The sequence below is a fragment of the Metabacillus idriensis genome (assembly GCF_050483325.1).
GTDB lineage: Bacteria > Bacillota > Bacilli > Bacillales > Bacillaceae > Bacillus_P > Bacillus_P idriensis_A.
Map to the genome: position 1 here is coordinate 26,874 of NZ_JBCMYF010000019.1, position 21,249 is coordinate 48,122.

Sequence of the window (21,249 nt, forward strand, 5' to 3'; positions counted from 1 at the left end):
TTTGACATCCCAAATCAGAGCGTGTATATTGGAAGTATAGAAAATATCTCGAATTCAAGATAATATTTGGAGGGATAAACATGCAGCCGCTAAAAGGGATTCATCATGTATCGGCCATTACAGCTAGAGCACCTGAAAACTACGAATTTTATACAAAAACGTTAGGCTTAAGATTAATAAAGAAAACCGTTAACCAGGATGATGTATCTGTTTATCATCTGTTTTATGGAGATGAGAAGGGAAATCCGGGGACGGAACTCACCTTCTTTGAAATCCCAAATGCAGGACGCGTACATGAAGGCGTCAACAGTATCTCTGCAATATCCCTGCGTGTACGGAATGACGATGCCCTTGCATATTGGAAAAAAAGATTTGAAGAACACAATGTGGAACATAGTGATATTGTTCAAGCGGGAAACCGCCAGACTTTGTCATTCAGGGACTTTGAAGGACAGCGCCTGATCTTGGTTTCTGATGAAAAGAATGCTGGAGTTGCCGGCGGACAGCCTTGGGATAAAAGTCCGGTTCCAGCTGAATTTGCCATCATTGGTCTTGGTCCTGTTAAGTTAACCGTTGCCGTGCCAGAGAGGACCATTGAAATTCTAACGGATATTCTCGGGTTTAGAGCGAAGGGAAGTTATCCATCTGACGTGCCGAGACAGCCTGATATTTTAGTGTTTGAAACAGGAGAAGGCGGATCAGGAGCAGAGGTGCACATTGAAGAACGCCTTGATCTTCCTCAGGAACGTCTAGGCCGCGGCGGCGTCCATCACGTTGCATTCCGTGTGGAAAATGAAGAAGAAATGCATAAATGGATTGAAAAACTCAAATCTGAGAGAATTCCAAGCTCAGGCTTTGTGGACCGTTTTTACTTCCGTTCCCTATACTTCAGAGAACCGAATGGCATTTTGTTCGAGCTCGCAACAGACGGACCCGGTTTTGATACAGATGAAGAACTGGATCATTTAGGCGAATCACTTGCCCTTCCGCCATTCCTTGAAAATCGCCGTGCAGAAATTGAGGCGAAATTGAAGCCTTTGAATACAAAGCTGAACTAAAAAAAGCTGATCCGGGTGACGGATCAGCTTTTTGTCTATATTCTGAGTCTGAAAGAAAGGTGACCATTTTCAGAATAGGCATAAATTTTGGTCACATCGGTATGACTTCTCTGTCTATCAGTGGACACTTATTTTATCAGTGGAACCAGGCAGTCTAACAGAAATCACTCCGCCTATTCAAGACTGAAACTGCGCTTCATAAAGCCTGCGGTATCCTTTCCCTTGTGCCATCAGTTCATCATGTGAACCCTGTTCAGAAATACCTTCTTTATTGACCACAATGATTCTGTCTGCGTTTTTGATTGTTGCCAGTCTGTGGGCAATGACAAGCGTTGTCCTGCCTGCAGACAGCTTTGCCAGAGATTCCTGAATGGCTTTTTCCGTTTCGGTATCAAGGGCGGAAGTGGCTTCATCAAGGATAAGGATGGGCGGGTTCTTAAGGAACATTCTTGCGATGGACAAGCGCTGTTTTTGCCCGCCGGATAATTTGACGCCACGCTCTCCAATTACCGTATCAAGTCCGTTTGGAAGAGAATAAATCAGTTCTTCTAATTGTGCGTGCTTCGCTGCCTGCCAAATGTCCCTCTCTGTTGCATCAAGCTTGCCATAAGCAATGTTTTCTCTCATCGTTCCGGAAAAAAGGAACACATCCTGCTGGACAATGCCGATTTGTCTTCGAAGAGAGTGCAGCGTCAAGTCACGGATATCCGTGCCATCAATCGTAATTCGGCCCTCACTTACATCATAAAAGCGTGGCAGAAGACTGCATAACGTCGTTTTTCCGGCTCCGGAAGGACCAACGAATGCAATCGTCTCGCCTGCATGGATGGTTAAATTAATTTCATTTAAAACATTGTCCTCATTTTGATACCCAAAGGATACACCTTCATAGCGGATATCCCCTGTTAACGAGTATGCTTCAGCTGCTTCCGGTTTATCTTCAATGTCAGGTTCAGTATCAATCAGTTCAATAAAACGCCTGAAGCCTGCAATTCCTTTCGGGTAGCTTTCAATGATGGCGTTGATTTTTTCAATCGGACGGAAAAGAACATTGGTTAACAGGACAAAACCGATGAATTCACCGTAGGAAAGCTCATTTTGAATCACGAACCATGTGCCGCACACTAAGACGAAAAGGGTGACAAGCCTCATAAGGAAATAGCTGATTGATAAATTCATAGCCATAATTTTATAAGCCAGCAATTTTGACAAGCGGAAGCGCAGGTTGTTTTCCTGAAATTGAGCTTTCTCAAATCTTTCATTTCCGAAAGCCTGAACAACGCGGATTCCGCTTACGTTGTTTTCAACACGCGCGCTGAAATCAGCAACGTCTGTATAGAGCTGATGAATCGCTCCTGTCATTTTATTATTGAAATAAATGGCAAGGAAAAGCAGGAATGGAATCACTAAAAACGTAAGCAAAGCAAGTTTTACGTTAATGACCATCATCACAGAAAAAGCGCCTATTAACGTCATCACCGCAATAAATAAATCCTCTGGGCCATGATGGGCAAGTTCTCCTATTTCCATTAAATCATTTGTAAGACGTGAAATTAAATGACCGGTTTTCGTATTATCAAAAAAGCGGAATGACAGCTTTTGAATATGCTCAAACAGCTTTTTGCGCATATCGGTCTCAATGTTAATTCCAAGCATGTGCCCCCAATAGGTGACGACGTATTGAAGGACTGTGTTTAATATGTACAGCAAAAGCAATCCTGTGCACGCCCAGATAATCAGATTCCAGTCCCCGCTTGGAAGGAGACGGTCAATAAAGGCGTTAACAACAAGCGGGAAGCCGAGCTCGAGAAGACCGGCGATTACTGCACAAGAAAAATCAATTAAAAATAATCCTTTATAAGGACGGTAATAGGTAAAAAAACGCTTCAGCATGCGACCACTCTTTCTGTTTCCATTTTCTATGATAAGTATAGCGACTGGCACCCTGTAAAAACAATGAATTTTTATCAAATGTCACCTGGTCTTAATTAAACGTTTGTTTAATAAATATAAAAAGGGTTTAAGCGGCTGTTTGCAGGGTATCTAATGAGGTATGAATGATTTCTCACAATCTCTCAAGGAGTGAAAAGATGATAACGAAACCTAAGTTCCTTTTAGAAAAAGAAGATATGACAAATCCTGAGATTGTCCCTGAATGGGTGATTCGGGAATATAAAAATTTTCATAATGTTGTAACAGATAAAACCTTTCCATGTTATTTCGGGATGGCAGCCGAAAAAAAGGGAGAGCTCAGATATGCATACGTTTCAAAAGAAGACTGGTCAAATCTGCCTGAAGCTCTGATTGCTTTCAAGCAATTATTTGATGATGCAAAAAGACTGATCCGCCATGGATTATTTGTTTTCATTGAACCGGAGGAAGAGGAGAAATCAATTCCTTATTACCGGGAGTACTTCTGGAATGTGCTTCAATATCTCCATGATCATGACAAAGAGCCATGGCCGGAAGATTATCCTCACGATCCGGATCATCATCTTTGGGCTTTTTCTTTTGCAAATGAGCCGTATTTTGTTTTCGGAAACGCACCAGCTTATAAACAGCGGAAAACGAGAGACTTAGGAAACAGCTTAGTGCTTGGTTTTCAGCCCCGCCGCATTTTTGAAGGGCTGGAAGGAACATCAGAAGGCGGAAGCATGTCCCGTGAAAAAGTGAGAGAGCGCGTGGAGAAGTGGGATCAGCTCCCGAAACATCCTAACATCAGCCATTACGGTGACCCTGATCACAGGGAGTGGAAGCAATATTTTATCGGGGATGACATCGAGCCGATTCAGGGGAAATGTCCATTCAATCACGGAAACACGAATAAATAAAAGACAGCTGCTTGTTGATCAAGCAGCTTTTTTTAGAGATTAAGAAAGGATAAAATTTTGCGCTTCGATGGCAAGCGGAATCGCTCAGGGTCCTCGGTGTGAACGGATCTGAAAGTATTGGAAAAATGCTCCTTTTCTGTCGGTTCCTTATCTGTGATGCCTGCGCTAAACGGGCGCTTGCGCCTTTCTTATATGCACCTATTTATAATTCTTTATATCTTTTAAAAGCACCCAGCAGACAAGTCCGATCACAAATAGCGAAAGTCCGCAAATAAAGAGGACCCGTCCCCCGCCAAACTCATCTGTGAAAAAGGAAGCAGCTGCCAATCCTGCCGGCGGCAGAACACTGGTGAGTGCCCCGATCATTCCGAACACTCTGCCCTGAAGCTCACTTGAGACTTCTAATCGAAGAATAACATTAACGAGCAGTGTACAAAAAGAAAACAGGAAGCCAACCAATAGAATAAGCGGGATGCTCCATGCAGCGGAATTTATCCCTCCAAGCAGCATATAAAGCGGTCCAAGGCCGATCATGCTTGCGAGAATGAGAACACCGCGGTGCACCAGTTTTTTCCCTAAAAACATAATGAGTCCTGCACCTGCCATGTAGCCAAGAGGGATGCTCGCTTCAATCAATCCGAACTCAATCGGGCTTGCTTTCCACTCTTTGATGGCCATGACCTGAATGATCATAAGGGACGTGGTGAAAAACAAGATAAGAGTAGGGGAGAGGATTGTAATGGCTCTTGAAAACGGCTCTTTCCATATATAAATAAAACCAGATATAAGATCTTGCTTGAACGTAGTTTTTGCCGCAATCGATGCCCGATGTTCAGGAAAATCCTTTACGATGACGACTAGAATGACTGATAAAAGAAACAGAAAAGCATCAATTAAAATAGCGGTAACCCCGCCAAAAGCAGCCACGATGACTCCGCCTGCAGCAAATCCGAGCGTTCTTGCAATATTGTCTGCAAGACTCAAGGCTCCTGCAGCGGTTTGGATGTTTTCCTTTCCGACTACATCGATAAGAGAGGCGTTAAATGCCGGAGCTTTAAATAACCCAGATAACCCAGTTAAAGCGGTAAAAAGAATAATGACCCAAAAAGGAGTCTGCACAGAAATCGCAGCGGCAAGCCCGACTACCAGCACGCACCGGATCAAATCAGCGATCCACATCATTTTTTTCCGGTTCATCCGGTCCGCTGCAGTCCCTGCAATGGAGGCAAAACATGTACTGACAAGTAGATGAGTAATTAAAATCGCTGACATCATTGTCGCACTGTCATATGTCTTCAGCACCCAAATATTTAAGGCAATCGTGTGAAAGGTGCCTCCAAAAATGGAGAGAGTGCATGCTGCAAAAAGCGATAAAAATGTGCGGTTGCGCCACAGGCTTAACGGCTTTTCAAATACTGAATCTAACTGAACGGACTGGGGACTTTCCAAGGCAGTCAACCCCTTTACTTAATCGTTTAAGTTTTAATAAGGATTTGAGATTTAGAGGTAAGTCTATAAAATTAACTTAAACGTTTAAGTTGATTTTACGTTCAACATTCAATCATGTCAATACAGTAAATTATCTTTCTTATAGAGTTTAACTAGCTGAGTTTGGTGATAAAGATAAGAACAAGACGAATTCGTAAGAGGTGTCAGACGTGTTTTCATCATTTACAAAAAATTTCAGCAAACCAAAAGGTTTTTTTGGAATCATTGCCGGCAAGATCATGGCACTTGAAAATCAAACGATCAATAAATGGACGATTTCGAAATTACGCATTAAGCGGGGTGATCATATCTTAGAAATTGGATTCGGCCCGGGTTACAGTATTGGCTACATGCTTAAGAATTACCGAAGAATAAAGATTGACGGCGTGGATGTATCAGAAACAATGAAAGAACAGGCTGAGAAGCATTTTGCATCTGACATTGAAGAAGGGAGAGTAAAGCTCATGAAAGCTGACGCAGAAAAGGTTCAATTACCCGAGCGTACCTATGACCGAATCCTCTCTGTCAATAACTACACGATTTGGAATGATCCCCGCGCAGGACTAGAAAACATCACAAGATCTTTAAAGCCGGGCGGAGTAATCGCGATCACAATGCAGCCAAGGGAAGAGGATGCAAGTGCAGAAAAGACAAGAATGTTTGGACGGAAAATCCACGATGACATGCTTGCATGCGGGTATGAAAATATAAAAGTCTCGTATAAAAAAGTCCGTCCTGAGCTTACGGTTTGTGTAACTGCCAGAAAAAAGGCAACTAAAGTTTAAGGTGAATTTAAGAAAAGTGTTTCATCCATCCTTGTTATAATAAAAAAGGAAAAAAAAGGATGGTGACCTGAGTGATAAACCGCAATAATATCGGAATGATTCTGTTTTTGACGGCGTGTGTTATGGCGATTTGCTATGTATTTATTTTTAAAGATACTACTTACGGCATTTACATCAGAAGATTAGCCAGTATCCTCGGGTTGGCAGGCTGTCTGCTCATTCCGGGAACGATAAACAAAGGAGTGGAAAAAAAGTGAACGTTAAAACATTTCTTTTTAAGGACGACGGCAGCATTCCCAATAACCCGAATCTGCCTCTTCTCATCTACGAAGGAGCCTTTCCATCAACAGAACAGTTCGAGTCAACGATTCTTGAGCACGGCTGGACGGGAACATGGGTAGACGGTGTATATGACTACCATCATTATCACAGCACCTCCCATGAAGTATTAGGTGTAGTCAGCGGCACAGCAGAAATCCTGTTTGGCGGCGAAAATGGGACGGCCGTTGCGGTTAAAATAGGAGATGTCGCCGTTATTCCGGCTGGCGTTGGACATAAATGCATCGGAAAAAGCTCAGATTTTCAAGTGATGGGAGCCTATCCGGACGATCAGGAAATGGATATGTGCACTGGAAAGAAAGAAGAGCGGCCACAGGCATTAAATCGTATTCAAAACGTACCGTTGCCTGAACACGATCCTTTATTAGGAAAAGGCGGACCACTGTTTGATTATTGGAAGTAAAAGCAGGCTATTTTGTCCTGCTTTCCATTCTATATAAATTGACAATTCATTCTCTCACCGTCTATTATACGTTTATGAGATTAAACATATAAACACTTTGAGGGGTGGATAAAATAAATGACTGGAAAAGAACAGATACAAGCTCTTCTCTCAAATCAAAGAGCATTCTTTTTAAAAGGAAATACTAGAAGTGTACAGGGAAGATATGATCACCTCGGCAAGCTTCGTCTAGCTATAAAGAAAAAGGAACGTGCGATCATGGATGCATTGAACAAAGATTTAAACAAATCCGAGTTTGAAGCCTATTCAACCGAGATCGGCATCCTTCTCGAGGAGATTTCATTCTCACAAAAGAATCTTAAAAAATGGGCTGCTCCTAAAAAGGTGAAAACGGCCATGACCCATATCGGCACAACAGGGAAAATTGTTCCGGAGCCTTTTGGAACAGCGCTTATTATTGCACCTTGGAATTATCCGTTTCAGCTTGCACTATCTCCGCTTGTCGGCGCGATTGCCGCAGGAAACACAGCGGTTCTGAAACCATCTGAATTTGCACCGAGCGTATCCAGGCTTTTGAAAGAACTTGTAGAAGAAGTCTTTCCTTCAGAACTTGTCGCAGTTGTTGAAGGCGGTATTGAAACGAATCAACTGCTTCTCGGCCAGAAATTCGATACGATTTTCTTTACAGGAAGTGTGCCCGTCGGAAAAATTGTAATGGAGGCTGCATCTAAGCACCTTACACCCGTCACATTGGAGCTTGGCGGAAAAAGCCCGTGCATTGTCCACAAAGATGCTGATTTATTGCTGTCTGCAAAAAGAATTGCATTCGGAAAGTTTACAAATGCGGGTCAAACCTGCATCGCCCCGGACTATCTGCTTGTTCACAGTGAAGTAAAGAAAGAATTCTTATCTTTCCTTCAAGCCGCAGTAACGGAAATGTTCAGCGGGAATCCGCTTTTAAACGAGAATTACAGCAGAATGATCAGTGAGAAGCACTTCGACCGATTAATAGGATTTTTCTCAGACGGAAAGGCAATTTTGGGCGGATCAGCTGATCGTGATTCTTTGAAAATTGCTCCAACAATTTTAGAGGATGTAAAGGCAGATGCAGCTGTTATGCAGGAAGAGATCTTCGGTCCAATTCTACCGGTGATGGAATATTCCGATCTAGATGATGCGGTTACCTTTATTCAAGCTCGTCCTAAACCGCTTGCTCTGTACTTGTTTACTTCAAGTCAACAGACGGAGCAGCAGATTATTGGACAGGTTTCCTTTGGCGGCGGATGCATAAACGATACGCTCATGCATATCGCAACGCCGCATCTTCCATTTGGGGGAGTAGGGGAAAGCGGGATGGGCAATTATCACGGCAAGTACAGTTTTGAAGCCTTCTCTCATTACAAAAGTGTCCTCCATCAAACAACAAAATTTGATTTCAGCTTCAGATATCCTAACGCAAAAAACGGACTGAAGTTGATAAAAAGATTGCTTAAATAAAAGAAAGCAGCGGACTGAATAAGGTTCGCTGCTTTTTTAGCAAAGAAAAAAAGTGATTACTCACTTTACAAAAGAATAAACATAGCTTAAGGTAAAAATGAGTGATTACTCACTTTTAAATCGGGAGGTTTTTCATATGAGTGAAAAGAGCATTGTGCTTCAATCCGTTTCAAAATCGTTCGGTAAAAAAGAAGTAATAAAAAATGTTTCTTTTTCAGTAGGAATAGGAGAAATTTTTGGCCTGCTTGGACCTTCAGGCTCTGGGAAAACAACGTTAATAAAAATGATAGTCGGCATTGAAGAAGCAAGCACAGGGGAAGCAAACGTGTTAGGAGTGAAAATGCCAGACTTGGAATCTCTGAAAAACATCGGATTCATGGCACAGTCAGATGCTCTATACGGAGAGCTTACCGGAAAAGAAAATATCGCTTTTTTCGCAGCTCTCAGCGGTTTAAAAGGAAAAAAGAAAAAAGAGAGAATTCAGTATGTGATGGATCTTGTTAACCTTTCTGAACATGCCTCGAAACGGACAGGAGATTATTCAGGAGGAATGAAGCGCCGGCTGTCTCTTGCAATTGCAATGCTTCATGAACCGCAGATCCTTGTCCTTGATGAGCCGACGGTGGGGATAGATCCAATCCTGCGCCAGTCAATTTGGGAGGAGCTTGAGAACATCAGGCGGACAGGAACGACGGTTGTTGTGACAACGCATGTAATGGATGAAGCTGAAAAATGTGACAGGATTGGCTTCATTCGGGAAGGAGCCCTTATCGCTTCAGGAACTCCTGCACAACTAAAATCAGACTCTGAGTCAAACACCATTGAAGAAGCCTTTTTAGCTTACGGAGGTGCAAAAGAATGAGGGTGCTTGCGATTGTGATACGGATTATTCAGCAATTTGTCCGGGATAAGCGGACGCTTGCGCTGATGCTTATTGCCCCGCTGTTCATCCTTACTTTAATGAGCTTTATTTTTGACAGTGAGGTTTATTCACCCAAAATAGGCGTGCATGGAGCCCCGGAGCAAGTGGTGACAGTTCTCAAAGAGAATGATAGTAAAGTCATAGAATACGATGAAAATGCACCGGGAAAATGGATGGAAGCAGACAGCCTGGATGCATTTGTTTCTTTTGATAAAGGAGAAACAGAGATAACATTAGAAGGCTCTGATCCAAGTGTAAGCCGGACAGTGCTCGGTCTTATGCAAAAAAGCGCAAAACAGGATCAGCAAGCAGAGCCGGCTGTGAACTACCTGCACGGATCAAGTGATATGACATCCTTTGATAACATCGGTCCAATTCTTATAGGGGTATTCATCTTTTTCTTTGTTTTCCTGATTGCAGGTGTTTCTTTTCTGCGTGAAAGAACAAGCGGAACATTGGACCGGATTATGGCGACACCGCTTAAACGCTTTGAACTGGTTCTTGGGTATGTGATCGGCTTTGGTATTTTTACTACATTTCAGGCCATTTTGATATCGGCATTTTCCATAAGTGTGCTGGACATGATGATGGAAGGACCTTACTTCTATGTTCTTCTTATTACGTTTCTCCTTGCTATGACCTCTTTGACACTTGGCACATTGCTGTCTGCATTTGCAAATAACGAGCTGCAGATGTTTCAATTCATACCGCTTGTCATTGTGCCGCAAATTTTCTTTTCAGGTCTTTTTAAACTCGAAACGATGGCGGATTGGCTGCAGTCCATCAGTTATGCCATGCCGCTTAAATACGGTGCGGATGCTCTGCAGGGAATTATGATTAAAGGATATGGATGGGGGGATATTGCACAGGATGTCTATATTCTGCTTGGATTTTCACTCGCTTTCCTGATTCTTAATATCTTCGCGTTGAAAAAGGTGAGGAGGCTGTAATGCCGGTGTTCTCTTTTTCATTTATAATATGAAATATAGATGAACGAGGAGTTTTAAAAAATGAGCAAACAATTTTCCATTGAAGAGCTGCTTAAGCTGACAGATGAAGATGTCAAGATGAGCGAAAAACAAAAAAAAGTAGTAGAAGCTGCCATTGAAATATTTGCAGATAAAGGGTTTGCAGCCGCATCAACCAGCGAAATTGCTAAAAAAGCAGGAGTCGCAGAAGGCACGATCTTCCGTCATTATCAAACGAAAAAAGACCTGCTGTTTTCAATTGTCATGCCGACTATAACAAAATTCATTGCCCCGTTTTTAGTGAGGAATTTTCTTCAGGACGTGACAAAACAGAATCATCAGGACCTCGAACAAATGCTGAGATTCATTCTTGAAAACCGCTATGAGTTTATCAAGAAAAATCACCCTGTCATCAAGATTTTGCTGCAGGAAGTTTTTTTTCATGAAGAGTTCAGGGGGGAGCTCCGCAAAGTCGTAGAAGAACATGCAGTTGAGAAGCTGAAGCAGCTGATCACTCACTTTCAGGGAAAAGGTGAGATGGTTGAAATGCCTCCGGAAACGGTTCTTCGAATGATTATCACCACAATTATGGGGTTCCTGATTGGAAGGTTCATTATCCTGCCGGATCTGGACTGGGATGATGAAGCTGAAAAAGAATATACGATCCAGTTTCTTTTGCATGGATTGATGAAATAGGGAAGGCTGCTCATAGAATGAGCGGCTTTTTTCTCATAAAAAAACAGAGTCCGGTTTTCGGACTCTGTCTATAAGATTTACCGGGATTCTTTAAATTTCGGATAGCCTATAATGATTGCAGCAATACCCATAATGGCAATTAAGAATGGGTAAAAAGAAAATGGCAGGATATCAGTTGGTGAAATCTCAGCAAATTGAGCGGCAGTAAGCATTTGAGCACCGTAAGGAATTAACCCCTGTATACTGCAAGAGAAAATATCCAATAGACTCGCAGATTTACGTTTATCAATCTCATACTTATCCGCCATATCTTTTGCGAGAGAACCTGCTGCAATAATTGAGATCGTATTATTCGCAGTTGCAAGGTTTGTCGTGCTCACAAGACCGGCAATGGCAAATTCTGCTCCTTTTTTAGAAGAAATTCTTCTTGTCATTGCTTCTAAAATAAAGTGAATGCCGCCGTTTCGTTTAATTAATTCAACCATTCCGCCGATTAAGAGGGAAAGAATGACTAATTCGGCCATCCCCATAATACCATCTGTTATTTTCTGAAGAAATGCTGTTAACGTGTAACTGCCATCAGAAAAGCCGATGATTCCGCTAAGCAGGATGCCTCCAGATAAAACAATGATGACATTCATTCCAAGAAGAGCTGTTACAAGAACAGCTATATAAGGAAGCATTTTAATGAAATTGAATTCTCCGGGCGAAACGGGAGATTGATTGCCTAGAGAAATGACAATTAAAGCAACACTAGTAATGATGGCTGCCGGCAAGACAATAAAGAAGTTCACCTTGAACTTGTCTCTCATTTCCGTTTGCTGTGTCCGGACTGCAGCTATCGTTGTATCTGATATAAAAGACAGGTTGTCCCCGAACATCGCACCGCCGATAACGGCAGCCATAGCAAGAGCTACTGAAATATCAGCTTCTGCACTGATGCCGACTCCAATTGGAGCAAGTGCAGCAATGGTACCCATTGAAGTACCCATTGCAAGCGAGATAAAAGCTCCAATGATAAATAACCCAACAATCAAAAAGCTCTGCGGCAAAAATGAAAGAGCAAGATTAACTGTAGATTCAACTGCTCCCATCCCTTTTGCCACTTCTGAGAAGGCTCCTGCCAGGATGAAGATAAAGACCATGATCATCAAATCGGGATGGCCTGCCCCTTTAGCGAAATTCTCAATCTTTGCTGTGAACGTCTCTTTCCTGTTCATCATAAGAGCTGCCCCGGATGCAATGATAATCGCAACAAGAATCGGCATCTTATAAAAATCGCCTGTTATAATACCAGACCCTACAAATAGGGCAAGAAATATGATTAATGGCAATAATGCCAGTCCATTTCCTTTTGTCTCCATGTGTACCACCTTTCTTTCTAAAAAAAAGATCTCTTCTAAAATAAGAAGAGACCCTATATCCGGAATGGAAATAAGCTCTTCTCATTTTTCAAGCTCAGGGCCTGCTGGAATTGGCACAGCACTCGTAATTGCGAGTCCGCTGCCGAGGCATCACAGGGCCAGTCCCTCTGCCTCTCTTAATAAGAAGATATATGTGTGTTTTTAAAAAAGTCCTTTCCTACATTAAGGGGTTATTGTGTAAAAGTCAATTGGTAGATATAACAAATATTTTTTTCGAAATTGTTTGAATTTACCGTTATCTGTGGAATAAAATAAACTATATAGTCGGTTTTAAAGAAAGGCGGTGTAAAAGTGGCTCCAATCGTTTCAAATGAATATAAGGAGAAAAAAAAGCGTCATATTCTTGAGAGTGCCCTGAAGGCTTTTGGGGAAAAAGGATTTCAGCTTGCAACAATAGACGATATTGTTGCTGAATCCGGTTTAAGCAAAGGGGCGATTTACAACTACTTTAAAAGTAAGGAGGAGATTTATCTTCAGCTGATGCAGGTGCGGACAGAGGAGAATATCGCAAAGCTGAAAAAAACCTTTCAAGAAAGTGTAACTGCAAAAGAAAAACTTCACCGGTTTTTCAAAAACTACGCGGAAATTGAGCTATCAGAAAAGTGGCAGAAAATGATCGGAGTACACCTTGAATTCTGGATTCACTCAGGCAGGGACGAAGAGCTGAAGCAAGTCATGACAGACCGTTATGACAATGTCTATCAAGCACTTCTCATTGAAATCATTGAAGAAGGCATCAAGCAGAATGAATTTAAAATAGACACTGATCCTTCGCTCGTATCTTCTATGGTGTGGGGAACCATAGATGGCATATGTCTTCACTATTCAGTAATAGGCGGGAGTTATCCTTATCAAAAACAAATTCGTGCTTTAGAAGAAATGATCTTTTTGTACTTGGGAAAAGGGAGAGCTTAAGTTTTAAAAATGAGAATCGCAGAAACTAAGAGGTTAGAAAGCTTACAGTCTACTGAGAAAAGGGGTACGGTATGATCACCATTAAAAGATTGTCTCAATGTACGCTTGAAGAAGCATTGACCGCATGGAATAAAGGCTTTGAGGGATATTATTTTGATATGACGCTGTCTCTTGAGAATTTTTTTAATCGAATGGTGCTTGAAAACCTTTCGCCGTCATTATCTGTTGTTGCTTTTCACGGCTCGAAACCGGTTGGGCTTGTCCTGAATGGAATCAGAACCATAAATGGCAAAAAAATTGCATGGAACGGCGGAACCGGTGTTGCTCCTGAGTACAGAAGCAAAGGGGTCGGGGTTAAGCTGATGGAAGAAGTATTATCCCTTTATGAAAAAGAAAATGTAGACACAGCTACTCTTGAAGCCGTTTCTCATAATGATCGTGCGATTAAGCTTTATGAAAAAATGGGCTATAAGGTAGTAGACAGGATTGCACATCTCGGACATACAGCTCCGCTTAAGCTGGAAGAACCAAAAGGCGGATTTCATGTTGAGGTTAAAAAACCGCGGGACGTACAGAATATCCCTTTTTATAACAAACTGATGCCATGGCAGGTGCAGTGGCAAAACATCAGGGATGGTGAATCCATTCTTGCTGTAAATGAAAAAGGGGAAACCATCGGATTTGCCCTGTCAAAACGGAAATATGAGGATGACGGAACGCTGTCAGGCATCCTTTTGTTTCAATGTGAGGCACATCCTGAACTTCAGGAGAAAGAAGCGCTTGTACGTTCGCTGCTGCATGAAGCATTGGCATTCTCTAACACGGAAGAGATTCAAAGAACGGCAGTCAATCTATCTAAATCGAATCAGCTGGTCCTTGAAATCTTAGAAAAAGAAGGGTTCATTGAAAAAGCTGAGCAGGTATTTATGATCAAAGAGATGTCTGCATAGAATCCATTCATTTACAAACCCTATGAAAAAGAAGGAAGGGGTTGTAAAAATGAAGAGATGGCTGAACATCTTACTGATTTTCTGTTTGGCAGGAAGCAGTATGTCTGCGTTTTCTGTTCAAGCTCATGCAGAAACCAAAGTGCTTTCCTATGAAGAGTACGGAAGAGTTGCCATGCAGAAGACCATGGAAAAATACCCTGGTGCTCAAATCACAGACTATCTTCATGTAGGAAAAAAGAGAAAAACAACAACTTCAATCGAAACGTTCAAGCTAACGCTGAAGGAAAAGAATAAAACGTTTCAAGTGTTTGTTTTGGTTGAATATAATGAGAAAACCAAAAAAGTGGTCAAGGTTACATTTAAAAAGGCAAGTTAAAATTAGGCGGTCCCTCTATGGGATGGCCTTTTTTATTTGAAATCAGTCTATTTACATAATTTGTATTGACAATGTTTTACAATGTGATATATAGTTAATTACATAAGTAACTAACCAATTAACAAATGAACCGAAAGAGGGGTCGTATGAATCCATTTTTAGATACCGACAGACCGATTTTTCAGCAAGTAGCGGAGCAGATAGAAGATGACATCATCAACGGCATGGTTCAGGAAGGAGAGAGAGTTCCATCGACAAATGAGTTTGCGGCACATTATCAAATTAATCCGGCAACAGCAGCAAAGGGGATCAATCAGTTAGTGGAGAAAGGCATTCTTTTTAAGAAGAGAGGGATTGGAATGTTCGTAGCTGAAGGGGCAAAGGGGATATTAACTCTCAAGCGAAAAGAGCAATTTTACGAAGCCTTTATTTTGCCGCTGAAGACGGAAGCGGCAAAATTGAACATCAGTGTGAAGGATCTGAAAGAAATGCTTGAAAAAGGGAGCGGTCATAATGAAGGTTAATATGAATGAATTAACGAAGGTTTATGGCAAGAAAAGCGCGCTTGACGGCATTACTCTGGAACTTGAAGAAAATAAGATATACGGTCTGCTCGGGCGGAATGGAGCAGGTAAAACGACATTGATGCAAATTCTTGCCGGTCAGATCCTGCCAACAGATGGTTCAGTGTTAATAAATAACCAAAAACCTTTTGAAAATCAAGAGATAACGGAGTCGATCTGTTTGATCAATGAAAGTGAAAATTTTAAAAAAGGATTAAAGATAAAAGATGTCCTGAAAATCGCACGCTGCTTTTACCCGAATTGGAGCGCGGAAACAGCTGAAAAACTGCTGGAGGATTTTTATCTTCATGGAAATATGAAAGTCAAAGCCTTATCAAAGGGAATGGAATCTGCGCTGGGAATAACGGTTGGACTTGCAAGCCGGGCGAGAGTAACGATATTTGATGAGCCATATATCGGTCTCGATGCTGCAGCAAGAAGCAGATTTTATGATTTGCTCTTGGAAGAGTACGAAGAAAATCCGCGTACGTTTATATTATCTACTCATCTAATCGATGAAGTCAGCCGGCTGCTGGAAGAAATCCTTATTGTATCTGAAGGCAGGCTGCTGATGCAGAAAAATGCAGATGAACTTAGAGAGGAATCATTTTTGGTCAACGGATCCTCAGCAGAGATTGCTGAATTTGTAAAAAACAAAAACGTTATTTACCGCAAATCATTTGGAAGTATGGAACAGGCCGTCCTGTTTGGTGAAAACCGCCTGGACGCTAAAAAGGCTGGATTGCAGGTCGATCATGTGCCTGTTCAGGATTTAATGGTTTATTTAACAGCAAAACCGAAGGGCGGGATTTCTGCATGATAAGACAATGTCGCGGCATATTATTGTTTGAAGTATTGGATATACGAAATTCTCTTACGATCTTCTGGGCGATTCTGATCAGCTGTATGGCTTTATCTTTTGGCATTCAGCTTACAACTGGAGGAAACCTGACAGTCTCAAGCTCCGCAGCGGTCTATATTTTCAGTGCAATTGCCGGATTTTTGACTGTAAAAGAAACATATCCGTTCAGTATCAAAAGAGGAGCTACAAGAAAAAATTACTATGTGGCAACGAGTCTCTTTCTCCTCATGCTTGCTGTGTTCATGGCGGCTGCGCATACTTTATTAATCATGGTGCTTGAAGGAATAGGTTCCATGGCGGTGAATGAAAATTTTAAAATATATTACATGGCAAAATTTCTGGGGCATGAAAATCTGTATCTGGTCAATTTCTTTATTGACGGTGCTCTCAGCTTCTTTTTATTAACAGGCTTCTTTCTTCTCGGCAGTTTATTTTACCGGTTTGGTTTAATAGGCGGGTACGCCGCAATCGGATTGGGTGCTGTCCTTTTCTTCATTCCTCCTGTCCGCAATGAATTTATCAAAATAGGTTTTGAGTTTTTAGGCGAACATGCCCTCCAGCATTTTGGCTACTTGATTGGAATCGGTGCGGTTTTTCTGGCAATTGGCTGGTTTGTCCTGATAAAAGCGGCCGCAAAAACAGTTTTTTCAAGATAATGGACTTTAAAAACAGGCTTAATATAGCCTGTTTTTTTATTTTGGGATATAACTTGATTTGCTTTTAATAGATTATAATGAGAGGAACAAGCATATATATTAAAAGGAGAAACGAAAAGGTGAACAAGAAAAAATGGATGTTGCTCAGTGTTTTAATTGTCATGGCCATAATCCTATTGCCGCTAAGCCTATCTCTTCTAATCGCATTAGTTACTGCTCTTTTATTGGAAGGGGCTGTGCAGAGGCTGCAAAACCATTTGAAGTTTGGACGGGGTCTTGCTGTTTTTACAGCATTTACAGCTTATGTTGCACTGATGGCTATAATTGGATATTTTACAGTTAAGGTGGTCTTTGATCAATTTGTTGCATTTGCATCAAATCTTCCTGAAATTATTGAAGAGGTTTATGCGAGCATTATCCAGCCTACTTTAACGAAATGGGAACAAGTGCAGGAAACGATTCCAAAAGGGGTTGTTCAATCGCTGGAAGAATCGTTTACGGCGGGACTTAAGTCGTTTGAAGAAGGAGTGAACGGATTTTTAAACAGTTTGATCGATTTTATTGCCTTTCTGCCTGGTTTCATGTTTGAAATCCTGATCTATCTTATTGCTTTATATTTATTCAGCCTTGAACTTCCTCGATTAAAAAGAATGATTGCAGACAGTTTAACGGTGAAAACAAAGGAGAAATTCGTTCTTGTTCTGGATGAATTGAATAAAGCAGGAATTGGTTTTGTCAAAGCACAGATTTTTTTAAGCGCCCTGACGTTTGTGATGGCGTTTGCGGGGCTGTCTATTTTGTCAGTGCCTTACACGGTTATCTTATCTCTCCTGATCGTCATAGTGGATATTCTGCCGATCCTCGGAACAGGATCCTTCCTCGTTCCTTGGGCAATCTACGCATTTTTTCAAAATGATCAAGCTTTATCAATTGGATTGGTGATTCTCTTTTTAGTCATCACAGTGATCAGAAGGGTCATTGAACCTAAAATCTTTTCAAGCAGCATGGGCATTACACCTTTGGCCGCTCTGATCAGCCTGTTCATAGGATTTAAACTCCTTGGATTTATCGGATTATTTGCAGGACCTGCCCTGGTCATTGTTTTTGACACGCTTAGAAAAGCACGCATGATTCGAACGGACTTTAAGTTCTGATCTTGTTTTGATGAGTGATCAGTACTGTTTTCTTTTTAGAAAATACAAAGCAGAGGAGCAATTATGAAGGAATTCATTTATTCACTTTTAGAGGTTCTGGCTGATTTAGGCTATTACGGAATCGCTCTGGGATTGATGATTGAGGTGATTCCGAGTGAAATTGTTCTGGGGTATGGAGGCTATTTAGTTTCTCTTGGACAAATTCAATTTGCAGGAGCGGTTGTTGCGGGAGTGATAGGAGGAACGCTTGCTCAAGTTTTCCTTTATTGGATGGGGTATTATGGCGGAAGGCCCTTTCTTGAAAAGTTCGGGAAGTTTTTATTTATTAATAAACACCATTTGGATCTTTCAGAAGCCTGGTTTGAAAAGTATGGGGCCGGGGTTATTTTTACCGCGAGATTCATTCCGGTTGTGAGACATGCCATCTCCATTCCAGCAGGAATCGGGAAGATGCCGTTATGGAGGTTTACCATTTATACAGTGGCAGCCATGATTCCATGGACGATTTTCTTCTTGTATTTGGGGATTCAGCTTGGAACGAATTGGTCAGAGATTAAATATGCTGCGGAACCGTATATTATTCCGATTGTCATTATTATGGCGCTTGCGGGGATCGGCTATTATATTGTAAAGCGCAATGATCCGCGCACAAAGAGGATTTAAAGCTTAAACAAACGTTTGATTAGATCGATGGCAAGTATAATCTTCACCCTTTCGGCTATAAAGTCAAAACCGGACTTATCTATCATCTTTGACTTAAACGGGCAATTCCTCAGTTCCAATGTATGAGGCACTGAATTAAGGCTATAAATAATAACATCATTCTACTGGGGAGGCGGGTTTTATGTTCAGCAGCTACAGCAGGCTTGCAGCGGAAGTTTATGATATCGATAAGCCGGTCGGCCATTCTTTTGGAGACATTGAATATTACCGGGAGCGTCTAAGGGAAGTGAAAGGACGTATTTTAGAGCCGGGAGCAGGTTCGGGAAGAATTTATATTCCTCTGCTGCAGGATGGACTGAATATAGAAGGTACCGATCTATCGCCGGAAATGCTTGAGTCATGCAAAAAGCGCTGTGAGGAAAGGGGGCTGTCACCTGTACTCCGTGAAATGGATATGAGTGAAATGAACCTGCAGCGGACTTACGAGGCGATTATCATTCCGGCAGGAACGTTTTTGCTGATTGAAGACAGAAAGAAATCGATACTTGCCCTCAAGAGTTTTTATGATCATCTGGCTGCAGGCGGCCGTCTGATACTTGATCTTTATTTGCAGCCTGATACAGCCTTAAATGAAGTCAAAACAAAAACGTGGGTTACACCTGAACAGAACGTGATTACAATGGAATCAAAGCGGGTGGAAGTGAATTTCCTTGAGCAGTATTCAGTAAGCTATTTGAAATATGAAAAGTGGCAGGACGGAAAGCTGATTGACACCGAACTGCAGAGATTTGCGATGAGATGGTATGGCGTTCGTGAATTTAAACTGGTCCTAGAGCGGCTTGGATTTACAGATATTGTGATTTCAGCTGATTATACATATGGAAAAGCACCGGTTCATGCTGGGCAAACCATTACATTTGAAGCGAGAAAGCCAGAAGGGGCGCTTTGAAAAAGTCCCAAAAATAAAGCAGGCAGGAAAAACTTCTGTTTTCCCTGCCTGCTTTTCTGTAAAAATAGCGGTGTCAGTTTCAGTATTGCTGCCAATTCAGGTTAGGCTTGCCCTTAAACTTCTCCGAGCTTTTCTTGAAGGAATTCCGTCACTTGCTCTGGAGACTTTGCATTAGCACTGTGAAGATGTCCAAGCTTTTCTCCGTTTTTGAAGATCAGGATGCTTGGGATGCCCATTACTTGATGCGTTTCTGCAAGTTCAGGGAACTCATCTTTATTGATTTCGTACCACTCATATTTAGAATAAGCCTCAATGATTTCATCAATGAACATATTCATTCTCGTACAGTCAGGGCACCAGTCTGCGAAAAATTTGATTAGCACCTCTTGATCTTGGGTAATTAACTCTTGAAACTGTTCTGTAGTTGTAATTTGCTTCATGATCATGCCTCCTTGCTCTTATTTTAATACATAATTGCGATTTTGCATTCACCAATTGCTTATGCAGGTCCAAATAAACTTTAAAGCGGACGGAAAAAGGCTTGACGCTCGAATGTTATAAAGAATTGCATGATGGGCTATAACATTTTGATTTGAAAATGATAATATAGAAGAGATGAACTTTCTTTAGGGGGATATCCACATGAAAATTAAAGTCGGATTATTATACGGCGGCAAGTCAGCAGAGCACAAGGTTTCTTTGCAGACAGCACTTGCTGTAATAAAAGCGTTAGATACAAACAAATTTGATATACATCCAATCTATATTTCAGATAAAGGCGAATGGATCCGGGGCGCAAAATTGCAGGAGCCCGTTGAAAACGTTGCTGCTCTTCAGTTTAATGACGGTGGCACAGCTGTTTCGCCGGTTGCTTTGAATCAGGATCTCTTTCCTTCAAAGACGGACAATGAGCATGACCAAATCGATGTCGTGTTCCCGCTTCTGCATGGACCGAACGGTGAAGACGGAACAGTTCAGGGAATGCTAGAACTTCTGAATCTTCCTTATGTAGGGAACGGCGTTCTTGCTTCTGCAGCCGGAATGGATAAAGTAATCATGAAAAACTTGTTTGCACAGGCAGGACTTGAGCAGGCTAAATACGTTTCGTTCATTAAGAACGACTGGAAGAAAGCTCCGGAACAAGCATACGAGACAGTTGAGCAGGAGCTCGGCTACCCTTGCTTTGTCAAACCTGCAAACCTTGGATCAAGTGTCGGCATCAGCAAATGCAAAGACCGTGAATCCCTTGTAAAGGCTTTTGATGAAGCATTCAATTATGACCGCAAAATTATTATTGAAGAAGGCATCATCGGCCGTGAAATCGAAATCGGCGTTATTGGAAACGATGAACCAAGCTGCTCAGTAGTCGGAGAGGTTGCACCTAAAAAAGAATTTTACGACTACAATTCGAAATACGTTGATGGCGATACAGATATGATGATCCCGGCCCAAGTGACAGAAGAAGAATATGCTCTGATCAAAGATCTGGCGATTAAATCATTTAAGGCCATTGACGGATCAGGTCTTGTTCGTGCGGATTTCTTTTTAACAGAAGACGGAAGAGCATTGATTAATGAAGTAAACACAATGCCGGGATTTACGCCTTACAGCATGTTCCCGCTGCTTTGGAAGCATGCAGGTGTCGAGTACCCAGAGCTTATCGGAAAATTAGTTGAGCTTGCGCTAGAGCGCCACGAAGGAAAACAGCAAATTAAACATACGTTTTAAGAAAGCATGGAAACACTATTCT

At 41.7% G+C, this 21,249-nt stretch carries 23 protein-coding genes and 1 riboswitch; of the genes, 19 read left to right on the forward strand and 4 right to left on the reverse strand.

Annotated elements, in window-relative coordinates:
* Positions 1 to 80 precede the first annotated feature (80 nt).
* Complete coding sequence (locus tag ABEQ24_RS12150) at positions 81 to 1,058, forward strand: ring-cleaving dioxygenase (RefSeq protein WP_430007043.1); 978 nt, start codon at positions 81 to 83, stop codon at positions 1,056 to 1,058.
* 177 nt (positions 1,059 to 1,235) lie between these two features.
* On the opposite strand, the gene ABEQ24_RS12155 is transcribed toward ABEQ24_RS12150, so the two are convergent.
* The gene (locus ABEQ24_RS12155; RefSeq protein ID WP_430007044.1) at positions 1,236 to 2,951 is read right to left on the reverse strand and encodes an ABC transporter ATP-binding protein; all 1,716 of its coding nucleotides are present in this window, start codon (positions 2,949 to 2,951) and stop codon (positions 1,236 to 1,238) included.
* 197 nt (positions 2,952 to 3,148) lie between these two features.
* Here ABEQ24_RS12155 and ABEQ24_RS12160 point away from each other — a divergent pair, with 197 nt between their 5' ends.
* A complete protein-coding gene (locus tag ABEQ24_RS12160; protein ID WP_430007045.1) occupies positions 3,149 to 3,889 on the forward strand; it encodes a YqcI/YcgG family protein in 741 nt (246 codons plus the stop codon).
* A 198-nt stretch (positions 3,890 to 4,087) separates the two neighbouring features.
* Here the strand turns inward: ABEQ24_RS12160 and ABEQ24_RS12165 are convergent, their stop codons facing one another.
* A complete protein-coding gene (locus ABEQ24_RS12165) occupies positions 4,088 to 5,338 on the reverse strand; it encodes an MFS transporter (RefSeq protein ID WP_430007046.1) in 1,251 nt (416 codons plus the stop codon).
* 209 nt (positions 5,339 to 5,547) lie between these two features.
* Here ABEQ24_RS12165 and ABEQ24_RS12170 point away from each other — a divergent pair, with 209 nt between their 5' ends.
* From ABEQ24_RS12170 to ABEQ24_RS12200, 7 genes are all read left to right on the forward strand, one after another.
* Positions 5,548 to 6,162, forward strand: coding sequence for a class I SAM-dependent methyltransferase (locus tag ABEQ24_RS12170; RefSeq protein ID WP_430007047.1), 615 nt, complete (start codon positions 5,548 to 5,550; stop codon positions 6,160 to 6,162).
* A 71-nt stretch (positions 6,163 to 6,233) separates the two neighbouring features.
* Positions 6,234 to 6,419: a hypothetical protein gene (locus ABEQ24_RS12175; protein ID WP_430007048.1), complete on the forward strand. Its 186-nt coding sequence runs from the start codon at positions 6,234 to 6,236 to the stop codon at positions 6,417 to 6,419.
* The gene (locus ABEQ24_RS12180; protein ID WP_430007049.1) at positions 6,416 to 6,904 is read left to right on the forward strand and encodes a cupin domain-containing protein; all 489 of its coding nucleotides are present in this window, start codon (positions 6,416 to 6,418) and stop codon (positions 6,902 to 6,904) included. The genes ABEQ24_RS12175 and ABEQ24_RS12180 overlap by 4 nt, the downstream gene beginning before the upstream one ends.
* A 117-nt stretch (positions 6,905 to 7,021) precedes the next feature.
* Positions 7,022 to 8,401, forward strand: a complete 1,380-nt coding sequence (locus ABEQ24_RS12185) for an aldehyde dehydrogenase (RefSeq protein WP_430007050.1) — start codon at positions 7,022 to 7,024, stop codon at positions 8,399 to 8,401.
* A gap of 136 nt (positions 8,402 to 8,537) precedes the next feature.
* Positions 8,538 to 9,263, forward strand: coding sequence for an ABC transporter ATP-binding protein (locus ABEQ24_RS12190; RefSeq protein ID WP_430007051.1), 726 nt, complete (start codon positions 8,538 to 8,540; stop codon positions 9,261 to 9,263).
* Entirely contained in the window at positions 9,260 to 10,273 is a 1,014-nt protein-coding gene (locus ABEQ24_RS12195) for an ABC transporter permease (protein WP_430007052.1), read from the forward strand. The genes ABEQ24_RS12190 and ABEQ24_RS12195 overlap by 4 nt, the downstream gene beginning before the upstream one ends.
* Before the next feature lie 60 nt (positions 10,274 to 10,333).
* Complete coding sequence (locus tag ABEQ24_RS12200) at positions 10,334 to 10,987, forward strand: TetR/AcrR family transcriptional regulator (protein WP_430007053.1); 654 nt, start codon at positions 10,334 to 10,336, stop codon at positions 10,985 to 10,987.
* Positions 10,988 to 11,064: 77 nt separating this feature from the next.
* Here the strand turns inward: ABEQ24_RS12200 and ABEQ24_RS12205 are convergent, their stop codons facing one another.
* On the reverse strand, positions 11,065 to 12,351 hold the full coding sequence (locus ABEQ24_RS12205) for a Na+/H+ antiporter NhaC family protein (protein ID WP_430007054.1): 1,287 nt from the start codon (positions 12,349 to 12,351) through the stop codon (positions 11,065 to 11,067).
* Between the two features lie 78 nt (positions 12,352 to 12,429).
* A riboswitch (SAM riboswitch) is annotated at positions 12,430 to 12,537 on the reverse strand.
* Positions 12,538 to 12,702: 165 nt separating this feature from the next.
* Between ABEQ24_RS12205 and ABEQ24_RS12210 the strand changes: the two genes are divergently transcribed.
* The 9 genes from ABEQ24_RS12210 to ABEQ24_RS12250 all read left to right on the forward strand — a co-directional run bounded on the left by ABEQ24_RS12210 (position 12,703) and on the right by ABEQ24_RS12250 (position 19,499).
* On the forward strand, positions 12,703 to 13,326 hold the full coding sequence (locus tag ABEQ24_RS12210) for a TetR/AcrR family transcriptional regulator (RefSeq protein ID WP_430007055.1): 624 nt from the start codon (positions 12,703 to 12,705) through the stop codon (positions 13,324 to 13,326).
* A gap of 71 nt (positions 13,327 to 13,397) precedes the next feature.
* Entirely contained in the window at positions 13,398 to 14,276 is an 879-nt protein-coding gene (locus ABEQ24_RS12215; protein WP_430007056.1) for a GNAT family N-acetyltransferase, read from the forward strand.
* Between the two features lie 49 nt (positions 14,277 to 14,325).
* Positions 14,326 to 14,652: a DUF3889 domain-containing protein gene (locus tag ABEQ24_RS12220; protein ID WP_430007057.1), complete on the forward strand. Its 327-nt coding sequence runs from the start codon at positions 14,326 to 14,328 to the stop codon at positions 14,650 to 14,652.
* A gap of 146 nt (positions 14,653 to 14,798) precedes the next feature.
* Complete coding sequence (locus ABEQ24_RS12225) at positions 14,799 to 15,176, forward strand: GntR family transcriptional regulator (RefSeq protein WP_430007058.1); 378 nt, start codon at positions 14,799 to 14,801, stop codon at positions 15,174 to 15,176.
* Positions 15,166 to 16,035: an ABC transporter ATP-binding protein gene (locus tag ABEQ24_RS12230; RefSeq protein ID WP_430007059.1), complete on the forward strand. Its 870-nt coding sequence runs from the start codon at positions 15,166 to 15,168 to the stop codon at positions 16,033 to 16,035. Before ABEQ24_RS12225 ends, ABEQ24_RS12230 begins: the two co-directional genes overlap by 11 nt.
* The gene (locus tag ABEQ24_RS12235; protein ID WP_430007060.1) at positions 16,032 to 16,733 is read left to right on the forward strand and encodes a hypothetical protein; all 702 of its coding nucleotides are present in this window, start codon (positions 16,032 to 16,034) and stop codon (positions 16,731 to 16,733) included. The genes ABEQ24_RS12230 and ABEQ24_RS12235 overlap by 4 nt, the downstream gene beginning before the upstream one ends.
* Before the next feature lie 119 nt (positions 16,734 to 16,852).
* Positions 16,853 to 17,887 (forward strand): sporulation integral membrane protein YtvI, encoded by a 1,035-nt coding sequence (gene ytvI / locus ABEQ24_RS12240; RefSeq protein ID WP_430007061.1) that lies wholly within the window; start codon positions 16,853 to 16,855, stop codon positions 17,885 to 17,887.
* A 63-nt stretch (positions 17,888 to 17,950) separates the two neighbouring features.
* Entirely contained in the window at positions 17,951 to 18,550 is a 600-nt protein-coding gene (locus tag ABEQ24_RS12245; RefSeq protein ID WP_430007062.1) for a DedA family protein, read from the forward strand.
* Between the two features lie 181 nt (positions 18,551 to 18,731).
* Positions 18,732 to 19,499 carry a class I SAM-dependent methyltransferase gene (locus ABEQ24_RS12250; protein WP_430007063.1) on the forward strand — a complete coding sequence of 256 codons (768 nt, stop codon included), beginning with the start codon at positions 18,732 to 18,734 and terminating at the stop codon, positions 19,497 to 19,499.
* 113 nt (positions 19,500 to 19,612) lie between these two features.
* Here the strand turns inward: ABEQ24_RS12250 and ABEQ24_RS12255 are convergent, their stop codons facing one another.
* Positions 19,613 to 19,939 carry a thioredoxin family protein gene (locus ABEQ24_RS12255; protein ID WP_430007064.1) on the reverse strand — a complete coding sequence of 109 codons (327 nt, stop codon included), beginning with the start codon at positions 19,937 to 19,939 and terminating at the stop codon, positions 19,613 to 19,615.
* Between the two features lie 202 nt (positions 19,940 to 20,141).
* Here ABEQ24_RS12255 and ABEQ24_RS12260 point away from each other — a divergent pair, with 202 nt between their 5' ends.
* The gene (locus ABEQ24_RS12260) at positions 20,142 to 21,227 is read left to right on the forward strand and encodes a D-alanine--D-alanine ligase (protein WP_430007065.1); all 1,086 of its coding nucleotides are present in this window, start codon (positions 20,142 to 20,144) and stop codon (positions 21,225 to 21,227) included.
* The last annotated feature ends 22 nt before the right edge of the window (positions 21,228 to 21,249 follow it).